Genomic DNA, 26,244 nt, shown 5'->3' on the forward strand with positions numbered 1-26,244 from the left:
TCGCAATTGCAGCGTCTTCGTTTTGTACCTGTACTATTATTGCTCACGCTCCTGGCCCAGTCGTTCGGCCCGACAGGGGGCGCATTTGCAGCCAGCGGCGGTCCCGCCATCGTCTCTGTTCAACCCGCAGACAACAGCCCGGTCGTGCCGGCCAACGCGCAGCTCTCCGTCACGTTCGACGAGCAGATCTACCGCGGCTCCGCCGGTTCCGTACTCATTAAGGAAGTGGCGTCCAACAATACGGTGGCAAGCTTCGACGTAGCGGCCGACACCACGCATTTGCAGATTAGCCCTAACAACCGACTGAACATTTATCCTAATACCGGTACGCTTCTGGCCGGTCTGGATTATTATGTCCAAATTACGCCCGGCGCTTTTACCGGAGCCAGCGGTTACTTCGGCGGCATTACGGATGCGACGGCGTGGAATTTCCATGTCGTAGCCGCGGATACGACGCCTCCTGCAGTCAGCAACTATTCGCCGCAGCAGAACGGAACGATGGGTGCAACCGGCGCCCTGACCCTCACATTTAATGAAGCGGTCCAAGCTGCGTCCGGCAGCATTCAGATCGTTCGCCGCGACACGCAGGACGCGCAGGTCATCTCGGTGCTGTCTTCCGCCGTGACCGGCTCGGGCACGAACGTAGTTCGCATCCAGCCGCCGACGCGATTGGTGGCGAGCACGCAGTATGACGTACTGATCGACAACGGCGCATTTGTCGATGCCGTCGGCAACAAGTATGCCGGCATTTCCGGTCCCTACATATGGTCGTTTGCCACCACGGCTTCGGATGTAGCAGCGCCGCAATTTGCGAACCCGCTTCGCGGCGCCTCCGGCGTGAACGGCGATTCGCCGATTACGTTGTCGCTTCAATTCCAGACGGGAATGAGGACAGGCACGACAGGGAATATTACGGTGAAAAAGGTATCGAACAACGAGACAGTCGAATCGATCGCCGCAAACGCGGGTAGAATCTCGATCAACGGTGCAACGGTAAATATACCGATGTCGGTCGCGCTCGCACGCAACACGTCTTATTATGTATTGATCGATCCCGGCGCTTTATTGACGACCGGCGGCGCTTCCTATGAAGGAATCGTGGATCCATCCGGCTGGTACTTTTCGACCATGGCTTCCGCGGACACGACGCGTCCTACGGTCGCGACGCTGACGCCTGCCGCCGGCGGTTCTACGACGGATATCACCGGATCGCTCACCATCCAATTCAGCGAACCTGTCGTGCCCGGTTCCGGCAACGTTGTGATCCGCAACGCCGACACCAACGCTGTCTTCTGCTCGATCCCGGTCACGTCGACCGCGATCACGGGCGGCGGCACCGCGACGATCTCGATCAAGCCGTGCGCCTCGCTGTCTCCAAATACCTCGTACGCCGTGCAGATCGGTACGATGGCATTCGCAGATTTGTCCGGCAACTATTATTTAGGCATCGGTACTACGGACTTGACGACCTGGCGCTTCCGCGTGGCATCGGACACTACGCCGCCTGAGCTGGTCTCCACGGATCCGGCCCCGCTGCTTAACAGCGTGCGTACCAACGCGGTTCTGCGGATGGTATTCAGTGAGCCGGTAAAATTGACGTCCAACTCGGCTACTGGCAGTGCAATCCTCGCTAGTGGTAGCGCATCCGTCAAGATTCAGCTCGCGCTCGCCATCGACAACTCCGATCCGCGGATCGTAATTTTGACGCCGGATACGCCTTTTGCCGCAGCTTCCCGATATGTCGTTAACGTGCCAGCCAATGCAATTGTCGATTTGGCAGGCAATGGATACCCGGGCATTTTAAACGACTATCGTTGGACTTTCCAAACAATCGGTACGGACACGACGGCTCCCGGGCTCGCGAGTTCAACGATGGACGGAGCGGCAGTCGTACTGCTGACATACAATGAAGCGCTGGACGAGTCCTCGGTCCCGTTTGCATCCAACTATTATGTGACCGTCAACGATGTCCCTCGTCAAATCAATGCCATCTCAGTCAAAGGAACGCAGGTTCGTCTAACGCTTCAATCGGGTGTGGCCGTCGGTCAGACGGTGAAGGTATCCTATACGCTAGGCGCGGTTACGCTTAAAGACCTGTCGGGGAATGCCGCAGGGGCCTTCAACGCTACTAGCGTCGCGAATACCGCTGATACGACGCTGCCGCGTCCGCTGAGCGGCGTGGTGTCGGGAAGCGTAGTGACGCTAACGTTCAACAAGACACTAGCTGCTGTGTCTTCATCCGCTGCCAGTCAATTTACGGTGAAGGTGAATGGAACCGCGCAGGGCATATCGTCCATTTCCTCGAACGGCGCGAATGTGACTATTATTTTGTATAGTGCGATTGCGGGCAGCCAGTCCGTTTCGGTGAGTTATTCGGCTGGAAGTTACAAGCTCACGGATTTGTCGGGAAACGATGCGGCAGGATTTACAGACTTCTATGTACAAAATGCGAACGATACGACGGCGCCTTCGCTTACGGGGGCAACGGTGCTCGGCACGTCGGTTGTCCTTGCCTATAACGAGGGACTCATGGCCGCTTCCGTGCCTCCCAAATCGAGCTTCTCCGTGTTGGTAGGCGGAGCGGCTGCGGAGATTACGGGCGTTGCCATTTCCAACAATACGGTCACGCTGACTTTATTGTCCGCAGTGATTCCGAATCAGACAGTCACAGTTACTTACATTCCGGGCGCGACGCCGATCAAAGACTTGGCGGGGAATCCTGCCGCGCTCTTTACCGGTTACTCGGTGATTGCGAGTTCGACGGCGGCTGCAACATTATCAAGCGTGTCGATTAACGGCACGACAGTAACGCTTCAGTACTCGGGCGCACTTAGCACGTCGATCATTCCGTATGCCGCTCAATATACGGTGAAAAACGCGGACGGAGGACTGTTCGGCATTAGCAACATCAGTGTCAATGGTTCTAAAGTCGTATTGACCCTCACCGCGCCAGCAGTTTCCGGCAAAGCTGCTACGGTGAGCTACTCGACGGCCGGCAATGCGCTTAAGGATGCAGCGGGCCAAGCTGTGGCCGCCTTTGCGGACGTTGCTGCGGCCAATCAAACGTCCGCAGCCGCCGGATTGCCGGATTACCTTTCGTTAGATGGGGCAGGCGGCCTGCTGCTAAGTCAGACGACCGCGTCGAAAATATCGGGAACTACGCCTTCCGGCAAAGTCGCAGGAAGGTACAACTTAGACAGAGACAAAGTTACAATGGCGTATACAACGCTTGGTACGGCGCTAAATGCAGGAACGATTAGCGTTCCACAGCTTACGTTTAGCGTTCCGCAGAGCGAAGCCGGCGCGATCGTCGCCATACCGATGATGGCGCTGGCCGGTGCGGTATCGCAGAATGCTTCCGCCGTGTTCAGGTTAGATTATGGAGACTTGCTGTTCAGCTTGCCGCTGAAAGCTATTAATTACAGCAAAGAGGTCCAGACCAGTGGCGGCGATATGACAAGCGCGTATTTGCTGCTCAAAATTGAAAAATTGTCCAATACATCGTTGGCTTCTGTGCTCAATGCCGGCAACGTCCAAATGAAGTCTCCCGCAGCAGACTTCACCGCTTCGGTCGAAGTTGGCGGAGCCGAGCGTGCTATCGATGATTACAGCACGTATGTGACCCGATCGTTCCTACTTCCGACCACGAGTGCGACTGCATCAGAGGCTGCGGTCGTCCGATTGGACAGTGACTCTGGAGAGATTGTATACGTTCCGACGAAGGCTGCAGTCAAAGGATCGACGCTGCGCGTAGATTTCATGCGCAAAAGCAACAGCGTCTATGCGGTCGTAGCGAAGCCCATCACGCTGTTCAGCGATATGAGCAAACATTGGGCGGGCGTTGACGTAGCTTCGCTGGCATCCAAGTTTATCGTGAAAGGAAGCAGCAACGCTGCCTTTTCGCCGGAACGCAAGATTACGCGCGCGGAGTTTGCCGAATTTATCGTGCGAGGCTTGGGGCTGAACGGCAGTTCGGCATCCGCAACGCGCTTCTCCGACGTAGGCACCGGCGGCACCTCGGCTGCTTATATCGGCGCGGCGGTGAAGGCGAGCATCGTGCAAGGCGGTACGGACGGAAAGTTCCGGCCGAACGCCACGATTACGCGCGAGGAAATGGCGACGATGATGCTGCGGGCGATGTCGTATGTAGGCGTCATGCCGACCGTTACCGGTACGGAGATCAACGCTTACAAGGACCGCACCAAGGTGAGCAGCTGGGCAAAGGATGCCGTCGTGGCAGCAGTTAAGACGGGGCTCATCAAAGGCGTGACGACGACAGAGCTGAAGCCGAAGGATAATGCGACGCGCGCGCAAGCGGCGATTATCGTCAAGCGGTTTCTGGAGTATGTAGAATTGTTGTAAAATAGTCGGGGGCGCCATAGCGCCCCTGTTACATTTTTGTCGAAAGTGGGTATAGGTTGATGATAGATATACATTCCCATATCTTGCCTGGTCTCGACGACGGTGCGCAGGACTGGGAGGATGCTTTGGCATTGGCGCGTGTGGCGGCAGCCCAAGGAATCGAGACGATTATCGCGACTCCGCATCATGCCAATGGCGAGTATGACAATGTAGGGCCGAGCATCCTGCCGGCAGTGGAGGCGATGAACGAGCGACTGACGTCCGAGGGAATCGGGCTGACGGTGCGGGCGGGACAGGAAATCCGGGTGCACGACGACCTGCTGGACGCCTGGGCGAGAGGGGATCTGCTTACTTTGGCCGGTACGCGGTATATTTTAATCGAGCTGCCCACCTCCAGAATTCCGCGCGGTCTATCCGAACTGCTGCACGAGCTCAAGCTGTTGAATCTATCGCCGATCATCGCGCACCCCGAACGCAATGCCGAGATTGTCAGCCATCCCGAACGACTTGCCGAGCTTGTAGCGGCTGGCGCATACAGTCAGGTGACGACGCATTCGCTGCTGGGCGCCTTCGGCAAGCGAATCGAGCAGGCATCCTGGCAGCTATGCAGGGAAGGCCTTATTCATCTCGTATCCTCCGACGCGCACCATGTGACCAAGCGGGGATTTTTACTCCAAGAGAGTTATTGCAAAATAAACCGTTTGCTGGGCGTTAATTTTGAGCTTTTTTTTAGAAAAAATGCAGAAGCCGTGCTGTATAATGATGACATGTCGCCGCATCCTCCGATTGCTCGAAATGAGAGTTTGTGGATGAAACTCGCAAAAATTCTCAGGAAAAGTTGACCTGGCCACTAAGTATTCGATAGAATACTTGTTAAGGCAAGTAATTTTTAACACTATTAAAACAAAAAAATGGTAGAGGTGAGATTCTTGGTAATGAAGAAAAAAGTAATTGCCGGTACAATCGCGGCTAGCTTGGCGTTCACGGCCCTTGCCGGATTGCCACTCAGCAACAAAGGACTCGCTGAGAAGCTCGGGATTAGCGTAGCTTATGCAGCGGATTCAACGAAGCTCGCAGCGTGGGCTTCTGCGGTTAAGGCAAAATTGTCTGCGAACCAAGCAGTGTACGCGCAAAGCGTCGCAAATGCTGTTTATCTGAAGGGCGAAGCCGGTTTCAGCGTTGCCAGCGTTACATACGCGGTTTATAACGGAGCTCCTAATCTGTCTGTATCTACTTCTGTGTACGATATAGCTGAACCTGTTGTAGGCAAGCTTAATCTGGTCGATGACAAAGGCGATCACCGCGAAGACTTCTCTAACCTGGTAGCGGGCCTCATCAAGTTTATCTTTGATCAGGATACGGCATCCTTTAATACACTTCGCGACAAGCAAAGTATCGTTGATGCCGTTTATGCGGTCGATCCTACGTTAACTTTCACGGATCTGGATACGTTCTTGTTCGATACCAGCTCCGGCGTTCAAGCGACGATTATCAACAAGCTGAACGGTCTGACAGTCGACCAAGTCATCGCACTCGGAACCGATGCTGCAGCCCGCAATCAATTCTTTGAGCAATTGTTTACTTCTGTATTTGCAAGCGGCGCCAATTTGAAGGTTGTCAAGCTCCTTCAAGACAGCGAGATTGACGGCGAAGACTTCGCTGATGTCATTCGCAATTTCCGCTTCCATGTAGGTCCTGCTATCTTTGACAAGGCAACGGCCGAGTTGTTCACCGCATACCGTCAAGCCTTCAACGCTAACGGCTACTATCCAAGTACTGGCGGTTCTGGCGGCTCCACTGTCGTCACCGATCCTTCCGTCGCTCAGTTGGCTCAAGACCTGGCTGACCTGAAGGGCAAGATTGCAGCGGCAACGGGCGAAGAGAAGAACAAGCTGATTGCACAAGCCGTGACTAAGGCAAACGACGTTGTGACTAAGATCTTGACGCTTGATCTCTCCTCGAAAGTTCAAACTGTAGACGGCAAAGCGACCTTGACATTGTCCGCGTCGGACGTGACTAAGCTGATCTCCGCTGTCTCCGATGCGAAGAAGGCACTGGCTGACGCTGTCGGCAATGCAGACGGACTCAAGGTTGGCAATATCACAATCAACGTTGGTGCGATTACGCAATCGGGTGCATCCGTTGCGCTTCCGCAAGAGCTGTGGACACTCGCATCCGATGTGAAGGCTGATGGCGTGGCTATCAAGCTGGGCGCACTTAGCGCGACGCTGCCTGTTGGTACCTTCACCGAAGCCGTCACTCTGGGGCTTACGATTGAATCCGGCGATAATGCGTCCGTTGGCGGTAAATCCGTCGCTTCCGACGTGTACGGCTTCGATCTGCAAGTTGGCGGAAAGACTGTGGATGAATTCTCGAAACCGATTATTCTGCGCCTGCCACTGAAGAATCTGACGGGACTGGACAAAGAACTGCTGACCACGGCACGCTATGAAGCAGACGGCTCGCTGTCGGTACAAGGCGGTACGCTGGATGGCGACTTCCTCGTCGAGCCTCGCTATAAGTTCTCTAAGTATGTCGTCATCGAGAACAAGGTTACCTTCAACGATATTGCTAGAGTCGAAGGTTGGGCGGGTCGTCAGATCCAGGTCGTAGCGGCTAAGGGCGCGATCGAAGGCAAATCAGCCGGCGTTTTCGCTCCGCAAGACAAGATCACCCGTGCCGAGTTCGCCAAGATCCTGATTACCGCGCTCAACCTGGACAACACGCTGGCGACCTCTTCGAAGTTCTCCGATGTGCCTGCGTCTCACTGGGCTGCTCCGTACATCGCTGTAGCTGCCGAGAAGGGCATCATCAACGGCAAGACGGCATCGACGTTCGCGCCGAACGCGACGATCACGCGTGCCGAGATGGCAACGATGATCGCTCGTGCGCTTAAGGTCACGCAGGGGCTGAAGGACATCGACAATGTCGAAGCGGCGCTGTCGGTATTCAAGGATTCGAGCAAGATCGGATCCGCGTTCCGCTCGAGCGTAGCATGGGCTGCTGCCAGCGACATCATCATCGGCGCTAACGGCAAGTTCCTGCCGAACGACAACGCGACGCGTGCCGAAGCTGCCGTTATCATCTATCGCGCGATTAACTTCAAGCCGCAAGTTTAATCGACATTCAGATACTGTTTAACGGCCAGCTTTCGACATAATAACATCCTCCTCTCAATATTGAGGGGAGGATGTTGTCTGTGGTCGGACAATCTTGGCGAATTATGGTATTATAGAATAGTGCCTGCAACTGGGGACTTATACCTTGGAGGGAATTCAAGTGGCAAACGAATTGGACCTGAGAGACTACTTTCGTATCATACGGAAGCGGTTGTGGTGGATCGTCGGATTTGTCCTGATCGTGACGATTGCTGCAGGTCTATACAGTGTATATGTGAAGGATCCTGTGTATCAGGCTTCAACCAAGATTATCGTAAACCGTACAGCGACGAGTGCATCGCCTAATCAACAACCGGATTTGAGTGAGATTAATACTAACATTCAGATGATCAATACGTACAAGGAAATTATTAAAACTCCGGCCATTCTGGATAAAGTAGTCGATCAATATCCGAACCTAGGGCAGTCGCCAGAGCAACTGACGAATAAGATTACAGTGAGTTCGGTCAACAATACGCAAGTCATGACCGTTATCGTCACCGACCTTTCTTATAAAAAAGCTGCTGAGATAGCAAACGCCGTATCTGAAGTTTTTCGGCAAGAAATACCGAGCCTCTTCAATGTAGAGAACGTGTCGATCCTAAATAATGCAAAACCTGACCCCGCTCAACAGCCTAGCCCTATTTCACCCAATATTCCTCTGAACATAATTATTGCCTTTATTGTATCGCTGATGCTTGCCGTTGGTGTGGCCTTTCTTATGGAATACTTAGACGACAGCATCAAGACAGAGAATGACGTCGAGCGTTATTTGGAATTGCCAGTGCTTGCTTCAATATCCAAGGTGAACTTTGATGAACATCAGGCGGATGCCTCCGGACGGCATGCACAAGTCACAAAGGCAGGAGATCTTAACCATGTCTCAACCGGCAAATAACAAACGTCCTCTAATTACCCTGACGAATAGCAAATCTCCTGTGTCCGAGGCTTATCGGTCTCTTCGCACGAGTATCGATTTCTCTTCAATCGATGAACGTATGCAAGTCATTGCGGTGACATCGGCTGGCCCAGGCGAAGGCAAGTCGACCACGATTGGGAACCTCGCGATTGCTTATGCCCAGTCTGAACGTCGTACGTTGTTGATTGACGCAGACCTTCGCAAACCTACGGAGCATCATACATTTAACGTGTCGAATCGTTGGGGATTATCGTCCGTGCTGTCACAGCAATCGGAGCTGGCGGACGTTATTCAAAATTCTTCAAGTGTTCCCAACTTGTCCATCATCACATCCGGACCCATACCACCAAATCCAGCCGAAATGCTGGCGTCCAAGCGGATGAGCGCATTAATTGATCAGCTGCGCGGACAATACGATGTTATTCTGATTGATACGCCACCACTTCTAGCAGTTACTGATGCACAAGTCTTAGCTGCCAAATGCGACGGTTATATTTTAGTCCTGGATCAAGGCAAAGTGAAAAAAGATATTGCCATTAAGGCTAAAGGCAATCTGGAGAAGGTCGGTGCTCGGATTCTTGGTGTCGTACTCAACAATGTAAAGCGTAAAAAGAGTGAAGGTTATTATTACTACTACTATGGCGAGTCTAAATAAAGCAATCTAGCGGAGGCATTCGTTAAAATGGCAGTGAAGAAAAAATTGGCCGTATTATTCATTGTGGATCTGTTGATCATCTGGTTCAGTATCTGCAGCTCATATCTGTTGCGTTTTGCAGGGAATATTCCTCCTGAATATACGCGCCAATTGCTCCTCTACTGCATTATTTCCTCCGTTCTGAGCGGTGTGTGCATGGCGTTCTTCGGGATGTACCGCAAGATGTGGCAGTATGCGAGCATCGCAGAGATGTTCGCGATGTGCCAGGCCGTCATTTTGGGCTGGGCACTTTCATTTATATCCGTATCCATGCTTTCCGGCTTCAGGGTTCCTCTAGAGATCGCGCTTCGAACTTTGGAGACCAGCTTGCTATTAGTAGGCGGTGTACGCGGATTCTGGCGCTTGATTCGTCTGCGACGCAATAAATCCGGGGATCAACGTATTCCTACGCTTATCTACGGAGCAGGGGACTGCGGTGCACTTATCGCCAGAGAGATGATGGGGCCGCTCACGGCCGATCACAAGCTGGTTGGCTTCATTGACGATGCTCCCGATAAGTATCTGCTAACCGTCCACGGCACTCCCGTACTGGGCGATCGTAAAGCATTAGAAACCATCGTCGAAGTACTCAAGGTCAAAGAAATTATCATCGCGATTCCTTCTGCTTCGCGAGCGGCTACCTCCGACATTATCAACCTCTCCATATCCACCGGTGCTAAAGTCAAGTTAATCCCAGCAATCAATGATTTGATTAAAGGAAAAGTTTCTATTAACAACGTCCGTGACGTCGATGTCGAGGACTTGCTTGGCCGTGAGCCTGTCAAGACGGATCTACAAGGCATCGCAGAATATGTACATGGAAAAGTCGTTCTTGTGACTGGCGCCGGCGGCTCTATCGGATCCGAGCTCTGCCGCCAGATCTCTTCTTTCGCGCCTGACAAGCTGCTATTGCTCGGACATGGCGAGAACAGTATTTACACCATTGAGATGGAATTGAAACGTAAGTTTCCTGGCATGCTTTTTGAACCCATTATTGCAGATATTCAGGATCGCACGCGCATCGAGGAGATTTTTGACTTCTATCGTCCGCAGGTCGTCTTTCATGCAGCTGCTCACAAGCATGTTCCCTTAATGGAGAAAAACCCGGCGGAAGCCGTCAAAAATAATGTATTCGGCACGAAAAATGTCTCAGACTGTGCAGACAAGTACGGGAGCGAGAGATTTGTGTTAATTTCATCGGACAAAGCGGTGAACCCAACCAGCGTTATGGGGGCTACCAAACGCATCGCTGAGATGTATGTACAGAGCCTCAATGCTACGAGCAAAACAAACTTTGCCTCTGTTCGCTTCGGTAATGTACTTGGTAGCCGAGGCAGCGTCATTCCACGATTCAAAGAACAAATTGCCTACGGCGGTCCCATTACTGTTACAGATCCGCAAATGGTGCGTTATTTTATGACTATTCCGGAGGCTGTACAACTTGTCATTCAGGCTGGTGCTATATCAAAAGGTGGAGAAATTTTTATTTTAGATATGGGTGAGCCGGTCAGCATAGTAAAGCTGGCAGAGGATCTTATTCGCCTTTCTGGATATGAGCCATATATGGAAATTCCAATTCATTTTACGGGAATACGTGATGGTGAAAAATTATTTGAAGAACTCCTCACAAGTGAGGAAGGAGCAACAAAAACACAACATGAAAGAATTTATATAGGAAAACCAATTGTTATTGAAAAAAGTATTATGAATATTGAATTTCATAGACTTGAATCAGTTTTAAATGGGGACCCAGAGCATGTTAAAAGTGTGATAGATTGCATAATTCCAAATTATGAGTTTGTATCTTGAAAGGTGAGCACATTGGAATATTTAAAAATTAAAAGACTATTTGATGTTGCGTTTTCACTGATTTTAATAGCTCTGTTACTGCCGATTTGGGCTGTAATTTCAATTGTCATATTGTTGGACTCAGGAAGGCCAATATTATTTAAACAACAAAGAGTAGGGAGAGCTTTGGAAAAGTTCAACATTTATAAATTTCGTACTATGAAAACATCTGCTCCGCACAGTGTTCCTACACATCTTTTAGCCTCACCTGAAAAACTTATTACAAGATCCGGTAAGTTGTTAAGAAAGTTTAGCTTAGATGAAATTCCACAGTTAGTAAATATTCTTAAAGGCGAAATGAGCTTTGTGGGGCCTCGTCCGGCATTATTTATCCAAGAAGAATTGATTATGTTAAGACAAAAGTTTCAAGCGAATGATATTCTTCCTGGGTTAACTGGATGGGCCCAAATTAATGGAAGAGACGAAGTTTCATCTGAATTTAAAGCTGAATATGATGGTTTTTACAAAAAAAATGTTAGTTTTTTGTTAGATTTCAAAATCATTATTTTTACTTTTCAAAAAGTGATTTTATCGAGTGGCTACAAAGAGGGGGAATTTAAAAATTCCGCTTCGAACAATCAGTAAATGGTTGATAATGTAATAGAAGGTGTTGTATGAAGATTCTCTTAACAAGTATAAATGGATATTTAAGTACGAAGCTCAAAGATTGGTTGAATTCGTTGACTGATTTTCAAGTAACACAAATAAGCTTGAGAGGTAAAGAGTGGGAACAGAAGTCCTTTGAGGGATTCGATGTGGTTGTGCACACTGCTGGTTTAGTTCATCAAAAGAGTGGGAAATTTTCTAGCGAAGAGTACTTTACGATTAATAGCCAGTTGACACAGAAGCTTGCTCTAAAGGCTAAACGTGAAGGAGTTAGTCATTTTGTATTTATAAGTACTTTAGCAGTTTATGGTAACGAAATGAATTTCAACACGCAGATTAAACAACATACATTAGAAGCGCCTGGAAGTGACTATGGTAGAAGTAAATTGGTTGCAGAAAAGCTAGTATTTGAGTTAATGGATGAGCAGTTTATCGTCTCTTCTATACGTATACCCATGATTTATGGCCCAAAATGTCCAGGGAATTATTCTCTTTTGCGTAGGTTAGTGCGGTTTACCTTAATATTTCCTGAGATCAATAATGTTAGAAGTATGATATACATAGATAACTTAACTGAATTTGTTAGATTAGTGATTGAGAACAGAACGGAAGGTGTTCTGGTTCCTCAAGATAGAAATTATATGAATATAAGCATTCTGGTTAAAGAAATTGCAAAGCTAAATAAGAGTCCTATCTATATGTCCAAACTGTTAGGGAAGGTACTTGTTGAGGCCAAGGCTATACATAGAAATAGTATTCTAAATAAAATATTTGGAAGTCTGGTGTATGATATTGAGGAATCTGGTTACTTTGACTGGAAATACATAAAATGTGACTTTAAAAGTGCTCTTAAAAATACTGAGGAAAATTGGAAGTGAAGGGAGGGGCGAATTTGAAAAAAGTTTTGTTTGTAGCAACCGTTGATGGACATATTAAATCTTTTCATACTCCTTATTTAAAAATGTTTTATGAGAGTGGATACGAAGTACATGTAGCAAGTAACGGTGACTCTGAATTTTCTTATGTACATGAGAAGCATAATATCTTATTTAAAAGATCTCCATTTCATATTCATAATATTTTTGCATATATTAAGTTGAAAAAAATAATCAAACAGAATGCTTATAGCATTGTACATTGTCATACCCCAGTAGGAGGGGTTCTGACAAGACTTTGTAGCAAAGAAGTAAGAAGGAAAAGTGGGAAAGTGTTTTATACAGCACATGGTTTCCATTTTTACAAAGGTGCTCCCTGGAGATACTGGTTTTTCTATTATACAATAGAAAAGTTATTATCTAAATCCACGGATTGTCTAATAACAATTAATAAAGAGGATTTTGAAATAGCCCAAAACAACTTTAGGTGTTCGAGAGTTGAATATGTTCCCGGAATAGGTGTCGACTTAGAAAAATTTAAGCCCGTAGATAACTATCATAGGCAATTGCTTCGAAAAAAACATGGATACAGCACTGAAGATTATATTTTGTTTTTTGCAGGAGAACTTAGTAAACGTAAAAACCAAAGTATGCTCCTTCTAATGATAAAGAAATTAAAATTATTAAATCTTGATGTGAAACTTCTTTTAGCAGGGGAAGGGAAACAGCAAAAATTACTTCAAACAAAAATAAAAAAGTTAGGTCTAGAAGAGAATGCGAGATTACTTGGGTTTAGAACCGATATTAAAGAATTAATAGGATTGAGTGATATTATCGTTTCATCCAGTAGACAGGAAGGATTGCCAATCAATATAGTTGAAGCTTTAGCCATAGGAAGACCGATAATTGCTACTAATGTAAGGGGAAATAGAGATTTAATAAAAGAGGGTTTTAACGGATTTCTAACTCCATTAAATAATTATGAATATATGTCGGAACTGGTTATTAAAATGTTTGCTGACAAAAAAATGACAACTGTTTTTTCTGAAAATGCAACTTTGTCTGTGTGTAACTATTCTCTTCAAGAAGTAATGAGTAAGATGAGAAAAATATACGAGATATAAAACTAAGTTTAAAGTGGTGTGAACAAGTGAGAGTTGTTATTTTGCGTTCTAATCCCGTTTTACCGGATCCAAGAGTTGAAAAAGAAGCAAACGAACTGCTTAAAAATGGATATGAGGTTCAGATACTTGCGTGGAATAGAAATGGTGGGAAAGGACTTAAGGAGAGAGGGCATATTAAAGTTCAATGCGGCTCTATCTCTACCACTTGGTTAAATATTAAGGCTAACTACGGTAATGGCTTAAAAACACTTTTACCAATAATTTTTTTTCAAGTGTTGTTAAGTTACTGGTTAATAAAAAATCGTAATAAGTATGATTGTATTCATGCTTGTGATTTCGATACGGGACTTACAGGGTTAGTTTGTTCAAAAATATTAAAGAAAAAAATAGTGTATGATATCTTTGATTATTATATAGATTCCTTTAATGTTCCTCGTTTGTTAAAGAGCCTAGTTGAATTTTTGGATCTTAAAGTAATTAATCATTCGAATGCCGTAATAATCACCAATGAAAGCAGGAGGGTCCAAATCAAAAAAAGCAGACCTAAATATTTGGAAGTGATTCATAACTCTCCTGAAAAAATAAAAATGAATAGCACTTTAGGTTCAAACGAGAAGTTGAAAGTAGTCTACGTAGGAATTCTTAGTGAAAATAGATTGTTAAAAGAAGTGGTAGAGCTAATTTCTGAATCTGAAGCTTGCGAGCTACATATCGCTGGTTTTGGCCAACTAGAGACGATGATTTACAATTATTCTACTACCTATAAAAATATTGAATATTATGGAAGGATTAAATATAATGATACATTAAAGCTTGAGACTGAATGTGATGTTTTATTTGCCACCTACAATCCTTTAATTGAAAATCACAGATATTCTTCTCCAAACAAACTATATGAAGCAATGATGCTCGGTAAGCCCATAATTGTTTGTAAAGGCACAGGGATTGATGAAATAGTGGAAAAGTTAGAATTGGGTTTAGTTATTGACTATAACAGAATCTCTTTTAAAAATGCTCTTGCAGAATTAACTAGAGAAAAAGAAACATGGAAAAACAAGGAGAGTGAGATTCAAAGAATATATGATACATATTATTCATGGGAATTAATGAGTCAAAGACTCATTAAACTTTATCACTTTGTCAGCAACTGATTAAGGAGAAATGTATAGATGAATCCTACGATAACTATTTTTACTCCAACTTATAATCGTGCATACACATTAGAAAAATGCTATAACAGTTTATTACGACAAACTAGAAAAGATTTTTGTTGGTTGGTTATAGACGATGGCTCAACTGACAATACGAGGGACCTTGTAGATAAATGGATAAAGGATGGGGCTATAGAAATAAAATATTTATATCAAGAAAACCAAGGGATGCATGGCGCTCATAATACCGCGTATAGCAATATTATGACGGAATTATGCTTGTGCTGCGATTCTGACGATTATTTAAGTGATACAGCATTGGAATCTATTATAAAAAAGTGGAATAGTTGCGGAAAAGAAGGACATAGTGGGGTTATTGGCTGGGATGCATACCCTAATGGTGATTTAATAAGTGTTAAGTTAGAAATGAAAGAGACTACAACTTTTGAAATTAGACAAAAACTCAGACTAAATTGTGACTACAAAATCGCTTTTCGGAGTGAATTATTAAAGGGAGATCCTCTGCCTTTATTTGAAGGTGAAAAATATGTTCCTCTAGATTGTAAATATTATAAGATCGATATGAATTATAAACTCTTGGTTTTGAATGAAATCCTCTGCTATGTAGAGTATCTACCTGATGGAGGAACGCGAAATAACTTAATTCAGTATCGTAATAACCCCAAGGGTTTCTCGTTTTTTAGGAAAGAGATTTTAATGTTATCCAATAATACTTCTTTTAAAATTAACTTCCGAAATTCAACACATTACGTGGCAAGTTCTCTGATTTCTAACAATTACAGTTTGTTTTCAGGAATGCCAAAAAAAATGACAATAGCACTCGCGTTTCCTTTTGGATTCATCCTGTACCTATATATTAAAAATACTAAGAAAAAAAGCCTGTTTAATGAAATTTAATTAAATTCAAGGAAGAGTGACTTATGAAAAGAAAGGTCGTTTTACATGTTACAGGGGGGATGAATCGTGGCGGGGCTGAATCTCTCATTATGAACTTATTTAGAAAGATTGATAGAGAAAAAATTAATTTTCATTTTCTATCTTTAGCCGATAAAAAGGCTGATTATGATGATGAAATCCTAGCTCTTGGAGGTGAGATTTTTTATATTACACCCATGAGATTTAGACATCCATGGTCATTTTTCTTGAGTTTATTAAGCTTTTTTAGTAAAAAAAAACGCTATTATGATGCGATTCATGTTCATACTCTATTTAATATTGGAATTGTTTTGTTGCTTTCTAGAATAGCTAAAATACCACTTAAAATAGCCCACTCTCATAGTACTCGTGATACTTTAAAAGATTCGATAGTCAGAATTTATTATCAGAAAATTATGAGATTTCTGATTTTCAAGAATTCAACAATTTTATTGGCATGTAGCAAAGAAGCAGGGGTTTATCTATTCGGGGAAAAAAACGCTAGGAAGGCGAAAGTCGTTCCCAATGCCATTAACATTGGAGATTATTCTACTCGAAATATAGAAATGATCTACAAGCTGAAAAAAGAACTTAATATAAATGAAAATTACACGATAATTGGGCAAGTTGGTAATATAAAGCCGGTAAAAAATCATTTGTTCTCCTTGAAAGTTGCAGAAAAACTTCTCGAAACAGGAATGAATTTTCGTATGTTGTTTATCGGTGGAATTACTGAAAATAAGAAAGAGTCATTAGAATTAAATATATCAGAGCTGGGGTTAAGTAAATACGTAACGATTTTAGGATTGAGAGAGGACATACCGCAATTGTTGAATACTTTAGATATATTTATTATGCCTTCAATATACGAGGGATTGCCGGTCGCTCTTATTGAAGCACAGGCTGCTAAATTGCCTTGCATTGTTTCTAATACTATCACCACGGAATCTGATATAGGCCTTAATTTAGTAAACTTTATAGGGATTAACAAAGAAAAGGATATTGATAAATGGGTTGATAAAATACTCCAATTAAGTAAAATGACTGTTGATATTAATGATCGGCAACTAGAAAGGATATTTTCTGAAAGTGGCTTTGATATGGCTAAATCTATTAGTATTTATATGAATCTTTATATGCATGGAAAGTGAAAGTAATATTAAGGGAGTGAATTTTGCATTTAATGAAAATTATTTTGAATAATAAATACAAAAATATGCTCCATTATAGTTTTATTTGCCTAATTTTATTTGGTTTGGGCATATTAGCTGAAAACAGCTATAGTGGCATCGAAACAAAATTATTTGTTCTATGTTGGTTGGGCAATTTTATATTTATAACTTCTATAATAATTTGGAAGAGAATGACAGGGAAGCTGTTTTCTCCATACATCTTTTTTCTAATCTCCTTTTATTTTTTTTCCTTTGGTCAAGGTATTTTAAACTCTTTTGGAATAAAGTATAGACCATGGGATCTCTATTCTCTATTTGATAGCTTGGTATTATTAAAAGCACACTATTACACTATTGTTGGAATAACTTTTTTGCACTTTGGTGCGATGTTTGCTTATGAGAAGAAGGTTTTATATACAGAAGATAAATCCGACATTTCCAGCATAGTTGAAGCTTCCAGAATTGTTGCTGTTATTTTGATGTTAGCGTCATCCTATTTTTTCTTTTCCTCATTGCTAAATAATTTGAAGGCTTCTATGCTTAACGGATATATGTCACTCTATGACTATAGTAGAAACCAATATACTTCAACTTCTTTGACAACTAATTTAATTCTTACTTTAAAACTTTTTTTTGTTCCATCAATTTTTCTTATACTATTGTTATATAAAAATAGTTTGATTCGACTGCTTACATTGATTACGCTTATGTTCTCAATAGTTGCCAGTTTCGCGGCGGGTTTAAGAACAGATGCAGCAGCCTTATTTATAAGCGCTTTGATTTTATGGTTAAGCAACAAGGAAAAGTTAAAAATCAAACAATTGATTGTAATTGGGATATCTGGATTATCCTTGTTTAGTATATTTACAGCAGTTGGTGTATTAAGAGGTGAATCAAGTAGGGATGGGAAAACTATTTTTCTGGTCTTTTTACACGAATTGATTACTAATAACCCGGTTGTAAATACTATCGGGGAAATGGGGGGATCTATGTTCCCTTTAATTAAAGTAACTGAGCTACTACCTCAAAGCTTCGCTTATAAATATGGAGAGTCGTATATCTCTGCGTTACTTGCAGTTTTCCCCAATTTTATGATCCAGCCATTTATAAGTAGGGTCTCATTACCAAATTGGCTTATGGAGACATTAAATATGGATTATGGACCAGGCTTTTCACTTCTGGCAGAGGGCTACTATAATTTCGGGGTGTTTGGAGCGTGCTTTATGGCCTTAATCGGTTTTGTATTTTTAAAGTGCTTAAATTTAGACGCACACTGGAAAAGATTCAATATTATTAAGCCAGCATTTATATCGGTAATGGTCTACTTTTTGATTGCTTCTGCTAGAGGAGACATGTTGCTTTTGTTTCGAGAATTTATTTTCTATGTTATTGGGCCACTAATCCTTATTTTTATTATCCAAAACATTCAGGATAGCTTGCGAAAGAGGAAATATCGGTGAAGGTATCAGTGTTTACTCCAACATATAATCGAGCCGCTACCCTATTAAGATGTTATTATTCTTTATGTTCGCAGACCTCAAAATCGTTTGAGTGGATTATTGTGGATGATGGTTCAACAGACAACACTGAAGAACTTGTTAATGCATGGATCTTCGAAGAAAAAATAAAGATTAGTTACTTTAAACAGTTAAATCAGGGTAAACATAAAGCATTTAATGTAGGAGTTGAAAAGGCAGAAGGGGAGTTGTTTTTCTGTCTTGACTCTGATGACTCACTTGTTGAAGAAGCCATAGAGCAAATTATTAATGGTTGGTCTGAGGATTGTCAGATAGTAGGTTTAATATTCTGTAAAGGAAATATGGATGGTTCGATGTTAGGGAGCGAACTTCCAAGTGTTAACAACAGTACTGTGGAGGATCTTTACTTTAAGCATAAGGTTAAAGGCGACAAATTAATGGTGTTTTGTACAGAACGAATAGTTAATGTACCCTATCCTATTATTGAGAATGAAACTTTTATTACAGAAGCGTACTTATATGACATACTAGATGTGCATTATAAATGGAAATTGATTAATAAAATGATTTATTTAGTTGAGTATCAAGCAGATGGATATTCTGCAAGAGCAATAGAGTTATTGATAAAGAATCCAAAAGGATATGCATTGTTTTTTCGGAATCGGGTTATGAGAAGTCGTAGTAAAGTTAATTTTCAAACTTATTTAAATGCAGCAAGATATATAAATTGTTGTTTTATCTCGCGGGATATGATTTGGTTTCCAGGATTGTCGAAGTCAATATTGATTATTTCTTTTCCCTTAGCACTAATGCTGTATACATTTAAATACAGAAAGAAGAATTAGAGTGCGGATATACACACGGATGTATAAAAAAATATACAATTTAATTTACTTTTATAGTAAATCCAAATCAGCAGTTCGCAGTCCATATGTTGCTAAAAAATCCGATATTGGATATAGGGTATCTGTGGGGAAAAACGTGCATATTGGTAGTGAAGTTGAAGTAGGGTCTTATACGTACTTCAATGATGGAGGTTGGGGTGTAATCGTTGTTGAAGGTAAGGTCAAGATTGGGAAGTTTTGTTCCATAGGACCGAATGTATTTATTGGACTAGGAAATCATCAATATCATACTGTAACTACTCATCCCATTTTGTATGAGCAATATTGGAGAAAGAATTTTTTCATTGAAGGCAATTCAAAATTTAAAAATATATCTAAGCCTGGTAGTGGACAAGAGATTGTTATCGGTAATGATGTTTGGATTGGAGCTAATGTTACAATAAAAGATAAAGTAGTAATTGGGGATGGTGCCATAATTGCTAGCGGGTCGGTTGTAACTAAACATGTAGAGCCTTATTCAATTGTTGGAGGAATACCTGCAAAAATAATAAAGTATAGATATAATAAAGAGGTTATAAAATCTTTATTAGAGATTCAAGAGCCATGGTGGAATTGGTCGGAGAAGAATATAGGAAAAAATATAGGGTTATTATATGAGCCAAGTGATTACCTGAGTTATATGAAATATAAAGAAAGCGAAAATAAAAATGAGACTTCAAAAAGCGATTAATAACTTGCTATTTAGTTTGATTTTGCAAGTAGTCAATGCGTTATCTGGGTTAATCTTGCCTCGGCTTTTTATAAGTACTTATGGCTCCACTATAAACGGATTAATTAATTCTATTAAACAAGTTCTCTCTTATTTGTATTTAGTTGAAGCTGGAATTGCAACATCTTCAGCACAGGCTTTATATAACCCACTCGCTCAAAATAATAAAGAGCAAATTAATCGAGTTCTTACATCGACAAAAGAGTTTTATTTGAAGTCAGGAAGCTTATTCTCATTGTTGATTTGTGTTCTTACATGTGTTTATCCATTCGCCGTGAGAGAGTATATCTCTAATATATATGTAATGTCTATGGTAGTCGTACTAGGTATTAGTGGGATTATGGAATACCTGCTATTCGGTAAGTATAGAGTTCTAGTAGTAGCGGACCAAAGGAATTACATAATAAGTATTGCACAAATAATAACTACGATCCTCAACACAGTTTTAAGTATGCTTCTTGTATTTATGAAGTATGACATCCTAATAATTCTTTGGTCTTCTTCAATATTAAATATACTAATGGTGACTGTTTTAATAGTATTTATCAAAAAAAAGTATCAATATATTAACTTTAAATCTGGGACAACAGAAAAGTTAATTCCACAAAGATGGGATGCATTCATACATCAAATTGCAAGCATGATAGTTTTTAATTCTCCGGTTTTAATACTCACACTTTTTACTTCTTTAAGCAATGTCAGTGTTTATTCGGTTTATAATATGGTTTTTGTAATTCTAACTTCAATGGCAACTGCTTTTTCAAATGGACTTATTGCGGGCTTTGGGAATGTTCTAGCAAAGGGGGAGGGGGACGTCCTAAACAAGAGTTATAGTTTATTTGAGTTTGCCTATTACTTTATTACTTTTTGGTTATATAGTCTTGCTTCTCTTCTCATTATTCCATTTATGAATTTGTATACAGCAGGTATAACGGATGCCAATTATATTCAACCAACGGTGGCGATATTATTTGTCGCAGTGAACTTAATAAATAATTTGAGAGTGCCTGCACTGACATTAATTTATGCAGATGGTCGTTTTAAAGAAACAAAAACTAGTGCAATTATCGAAGTTGTAATTAGTCTTGTTGTTTCTTTAAGCTTGGTAAAGTATTTAGGTATCTCTGGCGTGTTAGTAGGAGCACTCTGTGCAGCATTATATAGAATATTCTCTATTTTGATTTTTGCTAATAACAAAATTTTACGTAGAAGCTGCTGGAAGTCAAAAAAGCCTATATTGCTTAACTTAATATTGGGGTTAATTACAGTAGCCATTGCTAATAGTGTTCTTTTTTATGGTAGGCTAATTCCCCGAACCTGGGCGGATTGGGTGGAGGCTTCGTTTTTTCTAGGTATAGCATCATTTGTTATTTTATTTATTGGTAACTTTGTTTTTAATAATTCAACTACTAGAGGATTTATGACTTTTTTAAAAGAATTAAAGAAGCGTAAAAAAAATATCAGTACTTGAAATTATTAAAGAAGTAGCCAAGCTCTATAAAGAAACTGGTATTACTCAACAAGGAGTCGCTTCACTAGTGGCGATGCTAGGGCTTGTAATATTAACTTTTTAGGCTTTAGTACTATTTTTAATCTTTTACTATAAAAACTCTTATTCATAGCGTTACTGTTGAGCAGGTGTATTATTCTAAGTAAAGCAGGGGGAATCGAAAAGTCTGTAGGCTTTTCTACAAACTGTATAAATTCTTTACATTACATTTAGTATGTTGATCTCGTATATTGCTTGTAAAAAATCTATAATACGATTAGTGTATTTTTTATAAGTTAAAATAACTGTGTAAAAACAATAACTCCATATTCTGAGATTACTTTTATGCGCCTAAGTCAGATGAATGTGTATTAATGGTGGTAGATGGGGAATTGAACTTGGAGCGGTGTTATTTATATTTTTGGCATAGAACTCTGTAGCTATCAAATCCTTCATTGCCTCTTTCTGGATGAGATATCGTTTAGTGTTATTTTTATTTACTTGCCTATTTGTTATGGCGTTAGCTTTTTGTTACATCAGACTTTCTGGACTTGGCTGGACATTATAAATTCTACCTCTGCGGCTTTGTTTTTCGGTATTGTTCAGGTTCTTTGGTCGGAAGGGTGAGACGGTTTTTAAAATAAATCTAAATGTTTTTAGATAGGAGACTTTCTATGAAAAAAAGGAAAAAACTTAAACAATGGTTAATAGGGGCATTGAGTTTCGTAATTGTAATTATTACAAGCGTTTACATTGTTATAAATTACACTGTGGATAAATTAATAAAAGAATTGGCTGACTCTGCTATTCAAAGCTCAGAACAAATTGAAGCCGACTTAACATTTACTCATGAGGGAAATCACTCTGCTACAAATTCAACATCAAGTACACAGGAAGTTCCGGCGGCGTCCGCTTCCAAAGAGAAGAACTCTCCGAAAAGTTTAACTGAAAATAACAGAAGTGCTGAAACTAAGCCGGAGGTTACAATACATCCAATTAAATCTAAGAATGATAATGATGCACCTATTGAAACTACAAATAATTCGCCACAGTCGAATTCAAAATATGAATATGAGCCTGATGTGTCACAAGAGAAAGCGGAAACAGTTAAAGAAGACATCTCTTTTTCTGAAAAAACGAAGTTAATGACAATCATGCTGAAAAGATTGGACGCAAGTGATATCAAGACACTTTCACAATTGGCTAGTGGCGGTTTAAGCGGCGAGAAGAAGGTTGAAGCCAAGAAAATCATCTTGCAGAAGCTGACAGAAGAAGAATATGACGATCTTATTAAAATTGCTAAGAAATATGGGCTTAGTGAAGGTAAAAGTTATGAGGATTCCATTAAGGACCCCGGAATGCAAAGCGAGAATCCGTAAATGAGAAAAACTACGAACTATATTACAGCTGCTATCGTTATTATAATAGTTGCCTTATTGACTGGATGTAAGTCAGAGAATCGAGTCAATGAAACAATAACTTTGGAATCGACCGATAATCCTACTGTTGCTACGGCTTCTCCTGATGCGACCAAACAAAGTGCTCTTCCGACATCGTCTGCAATATCGGATAGTGTGGACTCAAGCGAACTGTTCTCCTCGACAACTACGCCAGGTTCAAGCCAAAGTATTGAAATAGCGCCTACGGCCCCTGCTGCATCAGAGACACCGAAGCCTTCAAGTTCTTCGCCGTCAAACTCAATTTCTCCTTCGCCTTCTGGGTCGGATAAGTCAGTTGAGAAAAAAAGTGAGATTGATGCCGACTTTCAAGCCAGATTCTCCTCCATCCGCTCCAGCTGTCAGGAAAAAGTTAGCAACTTAACCGGAGAAGTGACGTCTTATATTGCAGGGGCCAAGTCGGGGGACGGCGAGGTGTCAATTGCGGACCTGCAGAAGAAGTTCCTGGGCAAGGTTGCCGCAGCCGAGGCAAGTTGCGATAAGCAGTTTAGCACGACGCTGGCGCAAGCGGAGCAGGCTTATAAGGACGCAGGAGTCGTAGATACGAAGCTCGCAGTGTGGAAGAGTGAGTATGATAACGGCAAAGCCCAGTCGAGGCTATCGGCGATGTCGAAGATTCTGGCCGCTTGGCAGGCTGAGTAGCTATAGGGAGATGAGCTGTAATATGAAGAGCAAGAGAAGCATCATAGCGGCCGCGTTGCTCGGCGCGATGCTGTTGTCCGTGCCGATAGCGGCATCTGCAGCCACGACGACGATCGCGGTGGAGTCTAAGCCGATCGTTATGGAGTTTGACGGGAAGAAGCTGGCGCTGCCTTCGGGGCAGGCGGCGTTCATGTACCAGTCGAAGGTGTACATACCGCTGCGGTTCGCCTCTTATGCGCTGCAGAAGCAAGTCGAGTACGATGCGAAGACCAAAACGGTGACTGTTGCCGAGCCGACTTCTGGACAGAAGGTCGCTTTGAAGGAGTATCTGGCGAATGCTGGCGCTTCGACAGGACAGGCGCCGGCGGCGGCCAAGGTCAAACTGGTACCGACGACGGTCAAATTGGTATTTGACGGCGTGGAGAAAAAGCTGCCGGCAGGACAGCAAGCCTATAACGTGAATGGCTCAATCTACGTACCGATTCGTTTCATCGCGGAAGCTGTCGGAACGATGGTGTTGTGGGATGCGAAGACGGGGACGGTGTCGGGAGAATCGAAGGCGTATCGCAATGTAGAGGCGAATGGCGAACGAGACGGGCAAAGCGGCAGCGGGGCAGGTAGCGGTAATTCCGGTGCTGCGAATGGCAATTTGGGCAGCGGTACTGGGACTGGAACAGGCAGTTCGACTAACAAACCAAGCTATGATTCCATTACATCCAGTGCCTATAGCCAGTTGGACGCGCTGCGGTCCGAGTGCGTAAATAAGATTTTTGATCTGGCATTGGCATACAAGGCAGCATCATCTGCTGAGAAGCAAACAGCGATCCAAGCTCAGGCGCTGACTGAGATCGATACCTGCAAAGCGAAGTTTGAGGTGATTATTGCCGCTACGGACGCCAAGTTGACAAGCAACGGTTATAGCACGGATGTTCTTAAAGAATATCGTGCGACTTTTGAAGCGGAGATGGAATCGGGGAGAAAAGTGCTCGAGTCTATGAGGTAACATAATGGCAATACAAGGCAAGCTATTCATTCCCGCGGATGTGCGAGGAGCGGGTAGCTTGTCTCGCAAGGAGGACGAACGCATCTCTACGCTGAAAAAGCTGCTGTACGCCATGCCGCTGGTGCTGTGGCTGCTGCTGATTTTCGACTTTTCCTCGCAGACGTATTCGCAGCAGAGCATCATCCCGTTTATGAGGGAGCGTATACCGGAGCATCGTCTGCAGCAGATCGTGCCGGACGTAACGATTCGATATAATCATAGCGCAATTCATGCAAAGGCGGATCCGTACAGATTCGTAGAGTTTCTGTTCCGCAAGAGCGCGCATCTGTTCATGTACTTCATGCTCGGTTTGCTGGCGCATTTGTTGCTGGTGCCGTGGATTCACAGCCTTGCGTTACGTGTAACGGGTGCGCTGGTAGTCGTAGCGCTGTTCGCCAGTCTGGACGAATGGAACCAATCGTTCACGGGAGACCGGACGCCGACGCCGCTCGATGTGATGGTGGACATTAGCGGGGCTATGATCGGTCAGGTCGTACTGCTTGCAGCAATAGTAGTCTACCGGAGACTCAAGAGCAAGCGTATAATAGCACAATAGATTAAAAGAAAGGCGGAACCTCTGGATGGCCATACTGGTAACCGGCGGAGCAGGTTATATCGGCAGCCATACATGCGTTGAGCTGTTAGAGTCGGGATATGACGTTGTTGTCGTTGACAACCTTTCTAATAGCAGCGAGGAATCGCTGAATCGAGTCCGGAAGATCACGGGGCGAGAGATTACTTTTTACAGAATGGACTTGCTGGATCGGGAGCAACTTGAGTCCGTGTTTAAGGTGCACAATATCGAGGCTGTTGTTCACTTTGCCGGATCCAAGGCTGTCGGGGAATCGGTGGCTCTTCCTTTAAAGTACTATGAAAATAACTTGATAAGCACGATTAATCTTTGTCAGGTCATGCAAGAAAATGATGTGAAACGCCTTGTTTTCAGTTCCTCCGCTACGGTTTATGCCCCCTCGGATTACGGAGCGGTAGCAGAGGGGTTTCCATTGACGGCTTCTAACCCCTACGGTCGCACTAAATGGATGATTGAAGAAATGTTGCGGGACCTTTATGTCTCCGATCAAACATGGAGCATTGTTCTGTTACGTTACTTTAATCCCGTGGGCGCACATCCGAGCGGTTTGATTGGAGAGCATCCAAATGGCAGGCCTAACAATCTTATGCCTTATATAACGCAGGTGGCGATTGGGAGGCTGGATCAGGTGCATGTATATGGTAATGATTATCCGACGCATGACGGCACCGGCGTGCGCGATTATATTCATGTCATGGATCTTGCGAATGGTCATCTCAAAGCGATCGAACGAGTGATGTCGACAACAGGTTCCGAAGCTTACAATCTTGGAACTGGCAGAGGGTATAGCGTGCTGGAAATCATTCAAGCGTTCCAGATTGAATCAGGATGCCCAATCCCCTATTCGTTAGTGGAGCGCCGAGCTGGCGATATTGCAGTATGTTATGCAGATCCTTCCAAGGCACGTGATGAATTAGGATGGGTAGCAACTAGAGGCATTGAAGAGATGTGTGCAGATGCCTGGCGATGGCAGAGTCAAAATCCAAATGGCTATGATCGATTGGCGCAAGAGGACTTGCAACTTATATAACTCTTAAAACTCTTATAAGCATGATCCCTCCGCACCAGGCGGCAGGGATTATTTT

21 protein-coding genes are annotated in these 26,244 nt (G+C 43.3%); all 21 read left to right on the forward strand.

The features are described 5' to 3' along the window. Positions 1–6: 6 nt before the first annotated feature. The 21 genes from ACFSR7_RS19505 (at position 7) to galE (ending at position 26,189) form a co-directional block, all read left to right on the forward strand. Positions 7–4,362: an Ig-like domain-containing protein gene (locus ACFSR7_RS19505; protein ID WP_378164402.1), complete on the forward strand. Its 4,356-nt coding sequence runs from the start codon at positions 7–9 to the stop codon at positions 4,360–4,362. Positions 4,363–4,421: 59 nt separating this feature from the next. Continuing rightward, positions 4,422–5,204, forward strand: a complete 783-nt coding sequence (locus ACFSR7_RS19510) for a tyrosine-protein phosphatase (protein WP_378164404.1) — start codon at positions 4,422–4,424, stop codon at positions 5,202–5,204. A gap of 93 nt (positions 5,205–5,297) precedes the next feature. Further along, complete coding sequence (locus ACFSR7_RS19515; protein WP_378164406.1) at positions 5,298–7,481, forward strand: S-layer homology domain-containing protein; 2,184 nt, start codon at positions 5,298–5,300, stop codon at positions 7,479–7,481. A gap of 160 nt (positions 7,482–7,641) precedes the next feature. Further along, positions 7,642–8,418 (forward strand): YveK family protein, encoded by a 777-nt coding sequence (locus tag ACFSR7_RS19520; RefSeq protein WP_378164408.1) that lies wholly within the window; start codon positions 7,642–7,644, stop codon positions 8,416–8,418. Further along, the gene (locus ACFSR7_RS19525) at positions 8,399–9,094 is read left to right on the forward strand and encodes a CpsD/CapB family tyrosine-protein kinase (RefSeq protein WP_378164410.1); all 696 of its coding nucleotides are present in this window, start codon (positions 8,399–8,401) and stop codon (positions 9,092–9,094) included. The genes ACFSR7_RS19520 and ACFSR7_RS19525 overlap by 20 nt, the downstream gene beginning before the upstream one ends. A gap of 27 nt (positions 9,095–9,121) precedes the next feature. After that, a complete protein-coding gene (locus ACFSR7_RS19530; protein WP_378164412.1) occupies positions 9,122–10,942 on the forward strand; it encodes a polysaccharide biosynthesis protein in 1,821 nt (606 codons plus the stop codon). Between the two features lie 3 nt (positions 10,943–10,945). Continuing rightward, the gene (locus ACFSR7_RS19535; protein WP_378164414.1) at positions 10,946–11,566 is read left to right on the forward strand and encodes a sugar transferase; all 621 of its coding nucleotides are present in this window, start codon (positions 10,946–10,948) and stop codon (positions 11,564–11,566) included. Positions 11,567–11,595: 29 nt separating this feature from the next. Further along, positions 11,596–12,465, forward strand: coding sequence for an NAD-dependent epimerase/dehydratase family protein (locus ACFSR7_RS19540; protein ID WP_378164416.1), 870 nt, complete (start codon positions 11,596–11,598; stop codon positions 12,463–12,465). Between the two features lie 14 nt (positions 12,466–12,479). Beyond that, a complete protein-coding gene (locus tag ACFSR7_RS19545) occupies positions 12,480–13,586 on the forward strand; it encodes a glycosyltransferase family 4 protein (RefSeq protein WP_378164418.1) in 1,107 nt (368 codons plus the stop codon). A 26-nt stretch (positions 13,587–13,612) separates the two neighbouring features. Further along, a complete protein-coding gene (locus ACFSR7_RS19550; protein WP_378164420.1) occupies positions 13,613–14,737 on the forward strand; it encodes a glycosyltransferase family 4 protein in 1,125 nt (374 codons plus the stop codon). An 18-nt stretch (positions 14,738–14,755) separates the two neighbouring features. Further along, positions 14,756–15,655 carry a glycosyltransferase family 2 protein gene (locus ACFSR7_RS19555; protein ID WP_378164422.1) on the forward strand — a complete coding sequence of 300 codons (900 nt, stop codon included), beginning with the start codon at positions 14,756–14,758 and terminating at the stop codon, positions 15,653–15,655. 23 nt (positions 15,656–15,678) lie between these two features. Beyond that, a complete protein-coding gene (locus ACFSR7_RS19560) occupies positions 15,679–16,824 on the forward strand; it encodes a glycosyltransferase (protein ID WP_378164424.1) in 1,146 nt (381 codons plus the stop codon). Between the two features lie 32 nt (positions 16,825–16,856). After that, on the forward strand, positions 16,857–18,305 hold the full coding sequence (gene wzy, locus ACFSR7_RS19565; RefSeq protein ID WP_378164426.1) for an O-antigen polysaccharide polymerase Wzy: 1,449 nt from the start codon (positions 16,857–16,859) through the stop codon (positions 18,303–18,305). Further along, entirely contained in the window at positions 18,302–19,168 is an 867-nt protein-coding gene (locus ACFSR7_RS19570; protein ID WP_378164428.1) for a glycosyltransferase family 2 protein, read from the forward strand. The genes wzy and ACFSR7_RS19570 overlap by 4 nt, the downstream gene beginning before the upstream one ends. Before the next feature lie 19 nt (positions 19,169–19,187). Further along, positions 19,188–19,898: a CatB-related O-acetyltransferase gene (locus ACFSR7_RS19575; protein WP_378164430.1), complete on the forward strand. Its 711-nt coding sequence runs from the start codon at positions 19,188–19,190 to the stop codon at positions 19,896–19,898. After that, positions 19,876–21,408, forward strand: coding sequence for a lipopolysaccharide biosynthesis protein (locus ACFSR7_RS19580; RefSeq protein WP_378164432.1), 1,533 nt, complete (start codon positions 19,876–19,878; stop codon positions 21,406–21,408). The genes ACFSR7_RS19575 and ACFSR7_RS19580 overlap by 23 nt, the downstream gene beginning before the upstream one ends. 692 nt (positions 21,409–22,100) lie before the next feature. Then, entirely contained in the window at positions 22,101–22,805 is a 705-nt protein-coding gene (locus tag ACFSR7_RS19585; RefSeq protein WP_378164434.1) for a hypothetical protein, read from the forward strand. Further along, positions 22,806–23,525: a hypothetical protein gene (locus ACFSR7_RS19590; RefSeq protein ID WP_378164436.1), complete on the forward strand. Its 720-nt coding sequence runs from the start codon at positions 22,806–22,808 to the stop codon at positions 23,523–23,525. A gap of 22 nt (positions 23,526–23,547) precedes the next feature. Beyond that, positions 23,548–24,528, forward strand: a complete 981-nt coding sequence (locus ACFSR7_RS19595; RefSeq protein WP_378164437.1) for a copper amine oxidase N-terminal domain-containing protein — start codon at positions 23,548–23,550, stop codon at positions 24,526–24,528. A gap of 58 nt (positions 24,529–24,586) precedes the next feature. After that, the gene (locus ACFSR7_RS19600) at positions 24,587–25,123 is read left to right on the forward strand and encodes a VanZ family protein (RefSeq protein WP_378164439.1); all 537 of its coding nucleotides are present in this window, start codon (positions 24,587–24,589) and stop codon (positions 25,121–25,123) included. Positions 25,124–25,148: 25 nt separating this feature from the next. Continuing rightward, positions 25,149–26,189: a UDP-glucose 4-epimerase GalE gene (galE, locus tag ACFSR7_RS19605; protein WP_378164441.1), complete on the forward strand. Its 1,041-nt coding sequence runs from the start codon at positions 25,149–25,151 to the stop codon at positions 26,187–26,189. Positions 26,190–26,244: the final 55 nt, after the last annotated feature.

It is taken from the genome of Cohnella sp. GCM10020058, from assembly GCF_042683485.1.
Taxonomy (GTDB): Bacteria; Bacillota; Bacilli; order Paenibacillales; family Paenibacillaceae; genus Cohnella.

Coding starts and splice junctions, on each gene's coding strand:
- ACFSR7_RS19510 (WP_378164404.1), top strand. CDS start 4,422: ATGATAGATATACATTCCCATATCTTGCCTGGTCTCGACGACGGTGCG.
- ACFSR7_RS19515 (WP_378164406.1), top strand. CDS start 5,298: ATGAAGAAAAAAGTAATTGCCGGTACAATCGCGGCTAGCTTGGCGTTC.
- ACFSR7_RS19525 (WP_378164410.1), top strand. CDS start 8,399: ATGTCTCAACCGGCAAATAACAAACGTCCTCTAATTACCCTGACGAAT.
- ACFSR7_RS19530 (WP_378164412.1), top strand. CDS start 9,122: ATGGCAGTGAAGAAAAAATTGGCCGTATTATTCATTGTGGATCTGTTG.
- ACFSR7_RS19540 (WP_378164416.1), top strand. CDS start 11,596: ATGAAGATTCTCTTAACAAGTATAAATGGATATTTAAGTACGAAGCTC.
- ACFSR7_RS19555 (WP_378164422.1), top strand. CDS start 14,756: ATGAATCCTACGATAACTATTTTTACTCCAACTTATAATCGTGCATAC.
- ACFSR7_RS19560 (WP_378164424.1), top strand. CDS start 15,679: ATGAAAAGAAAGGTCGTTTTACATGTTACAGGGGGGATGAATCGTGGC.
- wzy (WP_378164426.1), top strand. CDS start 16,857: ATGAAAATTATTTTGAATAATAAATACAAAAATATGCTCCATTATAGT.
- ACFSR7_RS19575 (WP_378164430.1), top strand. CDS start 19,188: ATGTATAAAAAAATATACAATTTAATTTACTTTTATAGTAAATCCAAA.
- ACFSR7_RS19580 (WP_378164432.1), top strand. CDS start 19,876: ATGAGACTTCAAAAAGCGATTAATAACTTGCTATTTAGTTTGATTTTG.
- ACFSR7_RS19585 (WP_378164434.1), top strand. CDS start 22,101: ATGAAAAAAAGGAAAAAACTTAAACAATGGTTAATAGGGGCATTGAGT.
- ACFSR7_RS19590 (WP_378164436.1), top strand. CDS start 22,806: ATGAGAAAAACTACGAACTATATTACAGCTGCTATCGTTATTATAATA.
- ACFSR7_RS19595 (WP_378164437.1), top strand. CDS start 23,548: ATGAAGAGCAAGAGAAGCATCATAGCGGCCGCGTTGCTCGGCGCGATG.
- galE (WP_378164441.1), top strand. CDS start 25,149: ATGGCCATACTGGTAACCGGCGGAGCAGGTTATATCGGCAGCCATACA.